The sequence below is a fragment of the Vibrio sp. 1F279 genome (genome assembly GCF_041439815.1).
Classification (GTDB): domain Bacteria; phylum Pseudomonadota; class Gammaproteobacteria; order Enterobacterales; family Vibrionaceae; genus Vibrio; species Vibrio tasmaniensis_A.
This window is the reverse complement of the sequence record NZ_JBGOOU010000003.1, coordinates 199,714-212,982: the sequence shown is the minus strand read 5'-3', so window position 1 is coordinate 212,982 and position 13,269 is coordinate 199,714. Positions and strand designations below refer to the sequence as shown.

General features: G+C 43.5%; 10 protein-coding genes. 3 read left to right on the top strand and 7 right to left on the bottom strand.

Translation table 11 applies throughout. The features are described 5' to 3' along the window. Positions 1-30: 30 nt before the first annotated feature. From ACED60_RS04030 to xni, 3 genes are all read left to right on the top strand, one after another. Entirely contained in the window at positions 31-1,596 is a 1,566-nt protein-coding gene (locus tag ACED60_RS04030; protein ID WP_371726981.1) for a diguanylate cyclase domain-containing protein, read from the top strand. A gap of 262 nt (positions 1,597-1,858) precedes the next feature. Then, a complete protein-coding gene (gene ppnN, locus ACED60_RS04025) occupies positions 1,859-3,226 on the top strand; it encodes a nucleotide 5'-monophosphate nucleosidase PpnN (RefSeq protein ID WP_135383013.1) in 1,368 nt (455 codons plus the stop codon). Between the two features lie 141 nt (positions 3,227-3,367). Next, complete coding sequence (gene xni, locus ACED60_RS04020; RefSeq protein ID WP_371726980.1) at positions 3,368-4,141, top strand: flap endonuclease Xni; 774 nt, start codon at positions 3,368-3,370, stop codon at positions 4,139-4,141. Positions 4,142-4,342: 201 nt separating this feature from the next. Here xni and ACED60_RS04015 read toward each other — a convergent pair whose 3' ends face one another. From ACED60_RS04015 to ACED60_RS03985, 7 genes are all read right to left on the bottom strand, one after another. After that, positions 4,343-6,373 carry a TonB-dependent receptor gene (locus ACED60_RS04015; RefSeq protein WP_371726979.1) on the bottom strand — a complete coding sequence of 677 codons (2,031 nt, stop codon included), beginning with the start codon at positions 6,371-6,373 and terminating at the stop codon, positions 4,343-4,345. A 451-nt stretch (positions 6,374-6,824) separates the two neighbouring features. Beyond that, the gene (rlmM, locus tag ACED60_RS04010) at positions 6,825-7,916 is read right to left on the bottom strand and encodes a 23S rRNA (cytidine(2498)-2'-O)-methyltransferase RlmM (protein ID WP_029223796.1); all 1,092 of its coding nucleotides are present in this window, start codon (positions 7,914-7,916) and stop codon (positions 6,825-6,827) included. After that, the gene (locus tag ACED60_RS04005) at positions 7,913-8,311 is read right to left on the bottom strand and encodes a DUF423 domain-containing protein (protein WP_135383009.1); all 399 of its coding nucleotides are present in this window, start codon (positions 8,309-8,311) and stop codon (positions 7,913-7,915) included. Before ACED60_RS04005 ends, rlmM begins: the two co-directional genes overlap by 4 nt. Further along, the gene (locus ACED60_RS04000) at positions 8,301-8,924 is read right to left on the bottom strand and encodes an alpha/beta fold hydrolase (protein WP_371726978.1); all 624 of its coding nucleotides are present in this window, start codon (positions 8,922-8,924) and stop codon (positions 8,301-8,303) included. Before ACED60_RS04000 ends, ACED60_RS04005 begins: the two co-directional genes overlap by 11 nt. Beyond that, the gene (locus ACED60_RS03995; RefSeq protein ID WP_017063339.1) at positions 8,917-9,825 is read right to left on the bottom strand and encodes a transcriptional regulator GcvA; all 909 of its coding nucleotides are present in this window, start codon (positions 9,823-9,825) and stop codon (positions 8,917-8,919) included. The genes ACED60_RS04000 and ACED60_RS03995 overlap by 8 nt, the downstream gene beginning before the upstream one ends. A 668-nt stretch (positions 9,826-10,493) precedes the next feature. Then, a complete protein-coding gene (thiI, locus tag ACED60_RS03990; RefSeq protein WP_371726977.1) occupies positions 10,494-11,942 on the bottom strand; it encodes a tRNA uracil 4-sulfurtransferase ThiI in 1,449 nt (482 codons plus the stop codon). A 375-nt stretch (positions 11,943-12,317) separates the two neighbouring features. Beyond that, positions 12,318-13,265: a flagellar motor protein MotB gene (locus ACED60_RS03985; protein ID WP_009847463.1), complete on the bottom strand. Its 948-nt coding sequence runs from the start codon at positions 13,263-13,265 to the stop codon at positions 12,318-12,320. Between the last annotated feature and the right edge of the window lie 4 nt (positions 13,266-13,269).

The following is a 13,269-nucleotide window of genomic DNA, read 5'->3' as shown; positions in this document are numbered from 1 at the left end:
ACGATCTACGCGGCGCTAATTAATACACCTATGGGCATTCTTGAAAAAGACATTCAGGCGCAACTCCACCAGCTGAAATATCAGTTGGATCAAGTCCGCTTGACGCAAAGAGATACCTCGTTCAAATTTATTCGAGAACAAAAAGTTCTCAAGCGTATCGTTACGTCTTTAAGTGATGCATGTGTTGGCAGCAACACTCATTTAGATGAAAATCTCATTGCCCTTAGGGAAGAGCTCGAAAAGCAAAAAGACATTAGCTCAATGATCCCCAAGTTGGCAGTATTAGAAAGGATGCTCAAGCAAAAAACGTTGGCTATGGATAAACAGAACGGATATCTGGATGATAGTATTAAGCACAGTGGGGAAACGCTGCAGCGTATAACTGGCCTTCCGGCACAGCTAAAGCGCGATCTAAGAAACTTACTTAGCTTCTCCGAGTGTCATGGCAGTCAAAAAGTCGACCATGCGATGAAGCTTCTCAGCATTTATGAGCGTGCCATTAAGATTATGGCAAACAACTCACGCACTCATTTTGCCGACGTAGATCAATCAACTGAACAAGAACTCCTTTCCGAACTATCAAACGAGTTACAACACCTGATCACTGAACTCGACTTCGAGGGTGAATCGGGGGATCTACTGACCGATATTAGAGCGAAGCTACTACTTGGTGTTTCAACACAAAACCTACTTGAGCTAGCACTTCAGATCCTCAAACTGGTGATTGATGGCACGAGCCTAGAGCGTAAGCAGTCTGAACAATTTATCGAACAACTCAATTCCTCGCTCGCTTCTAGTATCAAAACAGCAGATCAAAACGCCGACCAGAGCCAAAGCTATTTTGAACATCGCCAAGGTCTTAATTCGGAGTTGAATGAACTTGTTACTAAGAGCCAAAGCTCTGTTGATAAAGCAACGGATATTGATAACTTAAAACTTTCGATAAACCCGCTGCTCAGTGAAATTGCCTCTCTTTCAGAAAGACTGAATCACGCAGAACAGAAAGAACAAGCTCTAATAGAAAGAATGAGCTACGGAAAAAACCAATTAGATTCGCTCTATGAAGTCACCCAAGATTACCGCAAGCGTCTAGAAGATCAGGCTCAGCGTATGCTGCTTGACCCTCTGACTAAGATCTACAACCGTACCGCCTTCACCGATCGTTTAGAGTTAGAATATCGTCGCTGGATTCGTGCACAACACTCACTAAGAGTCGTGCTGCTAGATATCGATAACTTCAAAGCAATTAACGATAGCTTTGGCTATACCGCTGGTGACAAAGCACTCAAGATCATCGCAAGAGCGATCACCAAAGAAATTGGTACTACCGATACTGTCGCTCGCTTTTCTGGTGAAGAGTTCATCTTACTACTTCCCGAGCAAAGCGATGAATATTGCCATCAAGTGACTCAAAGCATCCAGAATCAAGTCAGCCGCTTACCTTTCAAATTCCGTGACCAACAAATCACAATTACCTTGTGCGCGGCAAGTACTCAGTTTAAAGAGTCAGACACACCTGAAGAAGTATTAGAGCGACTCAATAAAACACTAAACAAAGCCAAACAGCGCGGTAACAACCAACTGGTTTGGGACTAAGACAGCCCTAGATTTAATTTATTTCATTTTTTCAAATACTTATCACATACCATATCCCTCAATGTTTGCTAAGCTAATGATTAACATTCGCTTAACAAGCATTCTTGGCAAGCAATGCTGTATTTAAAAGAGCAACGCTGTCGTAATCGTTTCGTCTGGTTAATTCTCTCGCCTTTAACCAAACACTTTCAACGTTAGCTTCTCATCTCGAACTAAAGGGCCACTTCCAACCTCCCCTAGTTCTTTTCAACAAGGAGGCACTATGATCACTCATATCAGCCCTGCCGGTAGCATGGATTTACTCTCTCAACTTGAAGTTGAGCGTCTTAAGAAAACCGCATCTAGTGATCTGTACCAGCTTTATCGTAACTGTACGTTAGCGGTACTCAACTCGGGTAGCCACACCGACAACTCCAAAGAGCTGCTCGATAAATATCAATCGTTTGATGTTGAGGTGGTCCGTCGTGAGCGCGGGATCAAACTCGAACTGAGCAACCCTCCAGAACATGCCTTTGTCGATGGTGAAATCATCAAGGGTATCCAAGAACACCTATTCTCAGTGTTGCGTGACATTGTTTACGTCAACATGCACTTAGCCGATAACCAAAGGCTCAACCTGACTAATGCCACTCACATTACTAACCTTGTGTTTGGTATCTTGAGAAATGCAGGTGCGCTAACACCGGGCATCGAGCCTAACCTGATTGTATGTTGGGGTGGTCACTCAATTAATGCCAGTGAGTATCAATACACTCGTGAAGTAGGTAATGAACTCGGCCTACGTGAACTGAATATCTGTACCGGTTGTGGACCGGGAGCGATGGAAGGCCCAATGAAAGGGGCTGCCATTGGTCACGCGAAACAGCGCTATACAGACCACCGTTACTTAGGGCTAACTGAACCATCAATCATTGCGGCTGAGCCACCAAACCCAATAGTGAACGAACTGGTGATCATGCCAGATATCGAGAAACGTCTTGAGGCATTCGTTCGTATGGCGCATGGCATCATTATTTTCCCCGGTGGTCCAGGTACGGCTGAGGAGCTGCTGTATATCTTAGGGATCATGATGCACCCAAATAACGTCGACCAACCAATGCCGATTGTTTTAACAGGCTCAAAAGAGAGTGAAGCTTACTTCCGTTCTATCGACAAGTTCATCGGCGAAACCTTAGGGCCTGATGCGCAAAAACACTATGAGATCGTAATTGATGACCCAGCACGCGCTGCGAAAATCATGAAGCAGGCAATGCCAGATGTACGCTCTCACCGTAAAGAGACTGGCGATGCCTACAGCTACAACTGGTCACTGCATATTGAACCTGAGTTCCAACTGCCATTCGACCCTACGCATGAATCTATGGCAGCGCTTGATCTGCATATGGATCAGAAAACAGAAAGCCTTGCGGCTAATCTACGTAAAGCCTTCTCAGGAATTGTAGCAGGTAACGTCAAAGCTGAAGGTATTTTGGAGATAGAGAAACATGGCCCCTTCCTGATTGATGGCGACAAAGAGCTGATGACAAAAATGGACCAGCTGCTAAATGACTTTGTTGAACAGCATCGAATGAAACTGCCGGGCGGCACTGACTATGTACCTTGCTATAAAATTATGCCTAGCAGCGAATAACGGCAAGTAACTGATAACAAGCCACAAGCATAAAGTTAAACAAGTCATGACGTTTACGTCACCAAAGTTTCAACTCACCAAGTGATACGTTACTATAAGGGGCTAGCAGCCCCTTATTTATTGCCTATTTAGTGGAAACTTATGTCTATCCATCTTGTTATTATCGATGCCTTGAACCTCATCCGACGCGTGCACTCTGTTCAGCCGGACCCAACCGATATTGCAAGAACCATCACCACGACTGCTCGTACTCTTAATCGCATCCTAAACGAATCAAAGCCCACTCATATCATTGCAGTATTTGATCATCATTTACAAGATCGAGGTTGGCGCGCGGAAGTCCTTCCCGCTTATAAGCAAAACCGTAAGCCGATGCCAGAACCATTAATGAAAGGTCTCGATGCGATTCAACAAGCTTGGTGGGAATTAGGGATTGATTCACTGCTGTCTGATGGCGATGAAGCGGATGATCTCGTCGCAACATTGGCAAAGAAAGTCGCTGAGCACGGAGAAACCGTCACTATCATTTCCACGGATAAGGGCTACTGCCAACTGTTGTCACCAACGCTTCAGATCCGTGATTATTTCCAGCACCGTTGGTTAGATAAGCCCTTTATCGAAGCGGAATTTGGCGTAAAACCAGAGCAACTGGCAGATTACTGGGGATTAACGGGCGTCAGCTCAAGCCAAGTCCCCGGAATTCCAGGTATAGGACCAAAAGCTGCCAAAGAGATATTAACGACATACCCTGATATCGAAACTGCATTCCTAGCTGAAGACCTACCGAAAAAGTATCGTAAGAAATTCGATGAGCATATCGAGTCGGCTCGCGTATGTAAGCTCGTTTCTGCACTCAAAACAGACATTGATTTAGGTTTTAATCTGCAAGATATTCGCTACGAAGCTGTATCTTAATCCGACGTTACGAACTTTGTCATTAGAAGCTAAGTGTTATAAATTAATAACTTATAAATCAACAAATTAGAAGTTCAATCATTAGAAAACAGAAAAGCCTTAGTCTGAACTAAGGCTTTTTTGTTGTTTCATTTTAAGACGAAACATTGCACTTATACTGATAACTCTCTATTTCTAGAGTAACTTTCAGCTAAGAGCAGATTAGAAGCTATAAGCGATAGAAGCTTTAAAGTTACGACCCGCTTCATAGCTGGTGTACTTTTCTGAACCCCAAGAGATACCAAAACCAGTATGCTCAGCGTACTTCTTATCAAGCAGGTTATCGATACCAAGGTTCATCTCTAGGTCTTTAGCAAACGTCGGTGTGTAAGCCGCCCAAATGTTGTGCGTTGCGAAGCCAGAGCGTTTGATCTCTTTGCCTTTTTCGTTCTCGTAATCGTTCCCCGGAACAAAGCGTGAATCCCAACCAAACACAAACTCACTGTTTAGGCTGTAGTTAAAACCGGCCTTAAAGTTATGAATACCGGTTTTATTCATGTGACTTGTCTTGCCGTTTTTCAGGCTCTTTTGCTCACCATCAGAGTAAGAGTGGTTAGCGTAAACACTTAATGCATCTAACTGATAGCTCAATACTGTCTCTACACCCCAAACTTCAACATCATACTTATTAGATAATGTTGCGTTGTTCTTAGTTGGGTGCATTTGGTTATCAAGGTCATAGGTATAAGCCGTGAAACCTAGAATCGCGTAATCAGCCGCAAGCAAACGTGTTAGCTCGTAATCAAAGCCAGCTTCGTAGTTATTACCCGTCATCGCCTTAGTATCAGACTGCTTAACTTTGCTTGGTGCTTTCATCGTTAGCGTTTCTGGTAGTGACGCGCCTTTAAACAGACGACCGTAACCTACACGAAGTTTTAGGTTTTCCGTTGTTTGGTATTCACCTTTGAACTTTGGAGATAGTTGGTCAAACTCGCCCTTATACACACCACCCAGTTTATGAACGTCGTAACGAAGACCTGTTGTCAGACGGAAATCGCTGAATTCGTACATATCTTGCAGATACAGACCGTAAGCCGTCACCGTACCACCATCCATGCTGTACTTCTCAGTTTGGCCTTGCTTAGTACCGCTTAGATATACGCCTTCACCAGCATCAATCCATTGCTTGGCTTTGTAGCCCTCAAGACCATAAGTAAGCTCATGCTCACCAACCCAAGAAACGTTACGAATGTCACCACCAATGGTTGTTACATTGTATTCACGCTTAGGGTAAGACATTTTGCCATCTTTGAACCATTTACCTGCCGGTGTTTTGCCCCAAGCGGTACCTTCAAGAGCATCACGATCCATGTATTGACGGTTGTAGTAAACATTACTTTTCAGATGAACTAGATCACTACCCGCATCGTATTCGTGCTGTAGCGTCACTGTATCGCGATTAAGCGAATGATAGTCGTGTTTATCGTCAGCATACAGAGCACCCGCCTTTTCGCCAGAAAGCTGACGCGTACCACCATCACTGTATCGGTTGAAAGTCAGTTTAAATTCATTGGCATCATTAGGAATGAAAACAACTTTAGCCAAACCCGACTTAAGCTCACCCTGCTTAGAGGTTACCGCTTCTTGATCAGGAATGTGCAGATCGCCATCTTCTGAATAGTTCGCAATACCCATGAACTGTAGCTTGTCGTTCACTTTTGCATACACAGCAACGTTGGTTGCAAAACGCTCATAAGCTGTTTGATAGCTTGTTTTTACTCGAGCACCAACGCTTTCACCCGGCTTAAGAAGATCGCTTGGGTCTTTCGTTTCGTAGCTAAATGAACCATTGATAGCACCAGAACCTGACAGTGCAGAGTTACCACCTAATTCAATTTCAGCTCTTTTTAGCATTGCAGGATCAATCGCTTGGTCACCAGAGTGGTGGAAAAGCTGACCTTCTTGTCGCGCACCATCAATAGTCACTACGGCAAATTTGTCTTCCATACCACGTACAAATACTTTGCGTGAGTAACGTGCGTTCCCGTCAACCGTAACGCTAGGCATAGTATTCAAAACATCTTTGATGTCTGATGCTTGCTTCTTTTCCAGTGTGTCAGAGTTGATTTCAGTCTGAATCAATTGGTCAAGGGCAGAACCGATAACGACTACGGTTTCTGGTTCGTCGGCAGCAAATGCTGTAAATGAGGTTAAGGCAACCGTAACGGCTACTGATAATGCTTTAAGTTTCATAATGCGACTTATATTTTATAGATTTAAGTAAAAGTGCACGAATGGTACACGACACTAATAACAATGTTAATAGTAATAGTTATCATTTACATTCTTTACTTACATTTACTTACTTATAATAAAATACAATTTGATTAGGATGTTCTTGCTGTAATTTACTGCTGAATTTTAAATAAACCCTTCTTCGTTTCATCGCTGAACTAGGTAGCCGTAAGTATCGATAGCTTACGGCTTTTTTGTCTCATATCGACACTAATAGTCGACAATTCGACGACTATCAACCAAGTTGAATTAGTCACATTTACACTTAAATATGACTAAAAAACGCATATAGACCAACCTTTCTAAACTACCCATACGAAGCGATAATCAAACTCATAAACAAACTTCAGATATAAAAAATGCCCCTTAAAGGAGCATTTTCTTTATCACTGACACACTAACGTAAATATTAGTACGGTGAGATATTCGAAAGCGACTGAATATGAACCGTGATCTCTTCGCGATCGTGGTAAAGGTGCTTCGCCTGCATCTTGAACTTCACTTTGTTATCAATCAGGAACTGCTTTAGGTTTTCGATATCCTGCAGAACTTCATCGTAACGGCCTTTCATTGGCAGTTTAAGGTTGAACAGTGCTTCTTTCGCCCAGCCTTTGATGATCCACTCCCCCATTAAATGAGCAACACGAGCCGGCTTCTCAACCATGTCACAGATAATCCAAGTGACGTTCTTACGGTCAGGTTCGAATTTAAAACCATCCACCATGTGGTGCTTAATTTGACCCGTTTCCATTAGGCTGTCTGCCATCATGCCGTTATCAACACAGTGAACAAACATAGAGCGCTTAACCAATTGGTAAGTCCAACCACCTGGACACGCGCCTAAATCTACGCCCCACATACCCGGAGCCAGACGTTCGTCCCACTCATCACGAGGGATGAATACGTGGAATGCTTCTTCTAGCTTCAATGTAGAACGGCTTGGCGCATCTGATGGGAATTTCAAACGAGGAATACCCATGAAGAACTGTGAGTTGTTAGTTGGGTAAGAGTAACCAACAAAACAGTGACCCGGAGCGATAAAGCATAAATGAAGCACTGGCTTCTTAGCGTTGTCTTTCGCTGTCATCAGCCCTTTACCGCGCATTGCCTGACGCATTGGCACAGTAAACTTACGGCAGAACTTCAAAAGCTCTTTCGCTTCATTAGTGTCTGGTGTTTCAATACGGATATCGCCACAACGTGGGAAACCTTCTTTCTCAGAAAGCGCCTCAAGAATTGGAGAAATACGATCATCAGTCGGCAGATCTTTGATTTCAACCGCTACCGCGATCATTTGACGAGCAAAGATCAACGATTGGAAGTCGATCTCTTTTACCAGTTTATCGGCTTCGCCTGCTTGATAACATTCAAACAATACAAAGCCTGTATTGTTCTTTAAGCGAGGAAAACCAAACACTTCCAGTTGTGTTGCCTTGTCTTGAATTTCGCCAGCACATTCTTTTTCAAAACCAGAGCGACAATAAAGTAGTACGTGTTTCACTGAGTTACCTCTTTTATATTCAAAGCAGCGAAGGAGAAGACTCCCCAACCAATGATAAATAGTAGACCACCAAACGGTGTTATAGGGCCAAACCATTTTATTCCTGTAAGTGCTAAGCCATAAAGGCTGCCACTAAAACAAAGGATGCCGATGATAAAGCAAATTGCCGCAATGAAAAAATATTTTTGTGATTTAGCACCAAGTTTCATCTGTAGCAGAGCACCACACGCCAATATTGCTAGTGTATGGATAAACTGGTACTGAACACCTGTCTCAAACACGTCTAGCAGATACTCTGGCAAGAGAGCTTTTAACCCGTGAGCGGCGAAGGCACCTAGCATTACGGCTATTGCGCCAGAGATACCTGCAAAAGTGAGTAAATACTTACTTCTCATTAAGTACCTCTTTGATAAACGCCGATAGTTTCTCAACGGTTAAAGCTATGTTCTGCTGTTCGGTGTAGCCAGAGCTCTTACGAGGCTTAAAGCTGTGATCGCCATCAGGAATAAACTCAACACGAATTGAATCCGACAGGTCGAAATCAGCAAACTCTTCTCGCTTACCAAAGGTATCGCGTTCACCCTGCAGAATAAGGCATGGCTTTGCTAACTCAGCTAAGTGCTCCCCTTTGTATTTCTCGGGTTTACCTGGAGGATGGAAAGGAAAGCCTAAACAGGCCATTGCTGCCACCTTATCAACTTCGGACAAATGGCTCGCCATACGCCCTCCCATCGACTTACCACCAATCACAAGCTTATCGGTATCAATCTGCTCGATAATCTCTTGGTAGGCTTCAAGTAGCTTAGGTGCTCGATCAGGTGGACGACGTTTACCATCTTCAGCACGTTTGATCATGTAAGGGAAATTAAAACGAATCACTCGTATCCCTTTAAACGCCAACCCTTTTGCTACCGACTGCATGAACTCATGATCCATACCTGCGCCAGCACCATGTGCAAAGATAAAGGTTATTGGGCTGTCTTCACCATCAATGATGAGGTTATTCATCAAGTAAGTCCTCTTGTTCACTTTGCGCTTTCGCCAACATCCAATCACGGAAAGTCGCAATACGCCCCATGTCGGCTTGTTTCTCATGACACACTACATAGAAGGCGTTCTTACTTACCAACACTTCATCAAAAGGTGCAATCAAACGACCTGCTTCGATTTCAGGTTGCGCCAACACATTATTACCCAAAGCAATACCTTGCCCGTGAGCGGCCGCCTGCAATACCATGGTTGAGTGACTGAAGATAGGGCCATGGTTAACGTTTACCCCATCAATGCCATTTTGCTTAGCAAACTGTTTCCAATCCTTTCGAGAGGTATCATGCAGTAGCGTATGACATGCCAAATCACTGAGAGATTCTAAAGGTTTAGCTCCTAGCAGCACGGAAGGTGAGCAAAGAGGAATTAAGTATTCTTGGTAAAGTTTATCGGCTCTGAGCCCCGACCAATTCCCTCGGCCATAGTAAATAGCCACGTCTACATCATCGGTCAGCGAGCCTTCATCCATATCAACGGCTTTGATTCTTACATCAATATCAGGTTCTTGCTGATTAAAGTCAGCGAGCCTTGGTACCAACCATTGAATAGCAAAACTCGGCGGCAAACTGATGGTCAATGCGCCCTTCTCACTTCGCTCAAGCACTTTGTCTGTCGCTTCTGCCAGTGATGTAAAAATATCTTTGATATCCAAGAAGTAGCTTTGGCCTTCTTCCGTCAGCAACAAAGAGCGATTTCTTCGACGAAACAGCTTCAAAGACAAGAATTCTTCAAGCGCTTTAATCTGATGACTCACTGCAGCTTGAGTAACAAACAACTCTTCTGCGGCACGCGTAAAACTCAAGTGTCGAGCCGCGGCTTCAAACACTCTTAGCGAGTTTAATGGGGGTAATCGACGAGACATAGTTACTCTCTAAATAAGCATTAGTTTTTTTTATCTGAAACATTATAATTTGTCCATTGCCTAGCGGCCAGAGAAATTCTATATTTCATCCCGCAGCAGCTAGCCTGAACGGCTTGATTCTCTCTAGAATCAATTGGTTTAGCTCCTGCGATGTTGTGTTTGCAAACTCGTTCTTTTCGAGTTGGGTAGAGTTCTACCAAATGTTTTGTTGCAGTTCTATACTGAAACGAGGCATGTACTTCCTGTATTTATTTTGACCTGTCTGTCAAATTTGTTTACACCGCCTTATGGGCGGTGTTTTTTTATGTCCAAAGAAAAGTAACAATAAGTTTATCAATAGCTGTGCTAATTAATCTTTATTATTTTTCATCGCTAATCACAGAATCAGACACCCACTCAAATAAACAACTGAACACATACAAATAGCACCATTGAGTTGCACTAAAAAGTAACAGAATACTTCAAGATACTCACACTTCTTCAGTACTTATAGACCCGTTTAGATCTCACCAGTTCTATCAATCCAAAATTTCAAAGCTGAGCATGACGATAGCACGTCCAAACGCATGCCTCTTTCTACTGTCAATCCTTCATCATAGACAATAAAAAAGCCGCTTACTTTTCAGTATGCGGCTTTGCAAAATTATTAACGGTTGGTCAACACACCACTATGGGCGGTAAACCTTAACGTTGTGGAAGCCTTGTTCTTGCAAGTAAAGCGCTTGCAGACGGCTCATGACACCACGGTCACAGTACAACAAGTACTCTTTCGATTGGTCTAGGTCACCAAACTGAGTTGAAAGCTTGAAGAACGGGATGTGTTTGATTTCAACACCATCGATCTCTAGCGGGCTTTCATCTTCTTCGTCTGGGCTACGGATATCAAGAACGACAGCGTGCTCAGCAACGGCTTGAACTTGCTCCACTTCTGGTGCCTGTTCTTGGCTCTCTTTCTCGATATCACGGATATCCATAATACGAGCGTTCTCGATCACTTGATCCAGCACTTCGAAGTTAAACTTAGCTTCTTCCGCTTCTAGTTTGCCTTTCTTCGCTTTCACGGTTGGCTTCTTAGAGATAACACCACAATACTCAGGCATTACTTTAGCGAAGTCTTCAGTACCAATCTTACGAGACAGGTCGATGATGTCTTCTTTGTCCCAGTTGATAAGTGGACGAAGGATCAAAGTGTCCGTCACGTTGTCGATATGACGCAGGTTAGTTAGCGTTTGGCTAGAAACCTGACCAAGAGCTTCACCCGTTACTAGTGCTTCGATACCGAAACGCTCTGCAACCATACCACCAGCACGCATGAACATACGCTTAAGAACAACGCCCATTTGGCCGTCTTCAACGTTCTCAAGGATCTCTGCAACTACAGGTTCAAAATCAATAGAGATGAACTTCACCTTTGCAGATGAACCGTATTTATCCCATAGATAGTGAGAAACTTGCTTAACACCAATCTCGTGAGCAGGGCCACCAAGATTGAAGAAGCAGTAATGCACTTTAGAACCACGTTTGATGTGTAAGTAGCTTGAAACACCAGAATCAAAGCCACCAGAGATCAAGCTAAGCAGATCTTCTTGAGTACCAAGAGGGAAACCACCTAGGCCTTTATGACGTTCAATAACTTGGTTTAGCTTATCGTTCTCGACTTCAACTTTAACGGTAATATCTGGATTTTTCAGTTTTACTTTTGCTGATTCAACCGCTTGGTTTAGACCGCCGCCTACGTAGCGTTCTAGCTCGATAGAAGTAAAGTCATGCTTACCACGACGCTTAGCACGTACAGAGAAAGTCTTACCTTCAATAAGAGCACCGCTACGCTCAAGAACTTGCTCGTAAATATTGTGCAGGTCTTTAAATTCTGATTGCTGAACTTCAAGGGAGTGATGAATACCCGGAGTTTGCGTCAATACTTCAAGTGTTTCTTTAAAGTATTTGTCGCTCTCAGACGTCACTTCGATATGGTCACGGCGGTTGAAGACAGCCACAGACTCAGTACGACGCTGAAGAATAGTACGAATATTACGTTCTAGAATCTTTGTGAAGCGCTTACGCACCGATTCACTTTTTACAAAAATTTCCGGGTGGGGCTTAACAATAAATTTCATAGTACTTTCACGCCAATAAGGTTCACAATTTTAATAGGTTCATCACCACGTAAAAGGTCATTTCACATAGTTATTGAAGCAATAATAGATCAATATTAAATCTAAGGGCGCGAATTATACATGAGAAAATCAAACAAGGAAAAGAGTGCGTGCTTTGGTGCCATTAATAAACTCACCTTAGTGACAAACTATCGTCTCGATTTCATCCAAGCTATTTATCCATATCTTCTCTTCTCTTCTCTTCTCTTCTCTTCTCTTCTCTTCTCTTCTCTTCTCTTCTCTTACTAGCTTGGTACAAACCCTTTTGTGTATCAGACAAAGAAAAAGCCCAATCTACGACAGATTGAGCTTTGGGATGCATATTCTTGGTAAATACTATTCAGTGATTACTGGGACTTCTTCACTGTAAAGCGGTTCGCCCTGCATAATACTGATTTCAACACGACGGTTTAAGCTACGTTGCCATTCAGTATCGTTCGGCTCTACTGGCTCAGTATCAGCCATACCACGCACTCTTAAGCGTTGATGAGAGAAACCACGGACCTTTTCCATCTCTTGAGCCACAGACACCGCACGCTGCGATGACAAATCCCAATTAGAGCGATAAAGCTCAGAATCAAGACGTTGATTATCAGTATGCCCAGAGATTCGGACAATGCCCGGAACATCTTTCACTAACTCAGCAACCTGTCTAACCAATGGTCGGAACTTAGGTTGTAGGAAAGCAGAACCCGATGGGAATGCGCCTTTTTCACGAATTCGAATCACAATTTGCTGGCCAAGGTTTTCCACCTCAATCGCGCCTTGGTCGATCTCTCGCTCCAACGCCTTCTTGATGCTCTCCATCAAGGTTTCCATCTCTTGAGACTGTTCTTGAGCTTGCTGTTGCTGCTGATCTGATTCTGAGTTTTGGTTGTTGTGCGCAGAAACCTCTGCTGATTTACCCCCCGTCATCTTGCCCTGATCACGCATCGTACCGCCAGCACGCTCAGATTCCCCTTCATGAAACTCTAGAGTTTGCTGCGTAATATCAATGGTTTGCTGCATGATTACATCAATAGGCGTCGGTTCTGGGCGACCAGGACGAAACTCCTGCGCAATAATGCTGGTACCTTTAGGAATGTCTTTTACTTCCAAGCGGTTTTGTACACCAAACGCGAATTTCATTGAGCCTGCGATCTGTTTAAATTTCAGTACGTCCATCTCAGAGAATGAGAGGAGCAGTACAAAGAAACACATCAACAATGACATCAAGTCAGCAAATGTTCCCATCCATTGTGGCAAACCCGGAGGGGGACATTTACATGGATTTTCTTCATCCATTTTT

Excerpts from the sequence above, each read along its gene's own strand:
- ACED60_RS04030 (WP_371726981.1), top strand. The coding sequence starts at position 31 with ATGGGCATTCTTGAAAAAGACATTCAGGCGCAACTCCACCAGCTGAAA.
- ACED60_RS03995 (WP_017063339.1), bottom strand. The coding sequence starts at position 9,825 with ATGTCTCGTCGATTACCCCCATTAAACTCGCTAAGAGTGTTTGAAGCC.
- ACED60_RS03985 (WP_009847463.1), bottom strand. The coding sequence starts at position 13,265 with ATGGATGAAGAAAATCCATGTAAATGTCCCCCTCCGGGTTTGCCACAA.
- ACED60_RS04000 (WP_371726978.1), bottom strand. The coding sequence starts at position 8,924 with ATGAATAACCTCATCATTGATGGTGAAGACAGCCCAATAACCTTTATC.
- ACED60_RS04015 (WP_371726979.1), bottom strand. The coding sequence starts at position 6,373 with ATGAAACTTAAAGCATTATCAGTAGCCGTTACGGTTGCCTTAACCTCA.
- xni (WP_371726980.1), top strand. The coding sequence starts at position 3,368 with ATGTCTATCCATCTTGTTATTATCGATGCCTTGAACCTCATCCGACGC.
- ACED60_RS04005 (WP_135383009.1), bottom strand. The coding sequence starts at position 8,311 with ATGAGAAGTAAGTATTTACTCACTTTTGCAGGTATCTCTGGCGCAATA.
- ppnN (WP_135383013.1), top strand. The coding sequence starts at position 1,859 with ATGATCACTCATATCAGCCCTGCCGGTAGCATGGATTTACTCTCTCAA.
- thiI (WP_371726977.1), bottom strand. The coding sequence starts at position 11,942 with ATGAAATTTATTGTTAAGCCCCACCCGGAAATTTTTGTAAAAAGTGAA.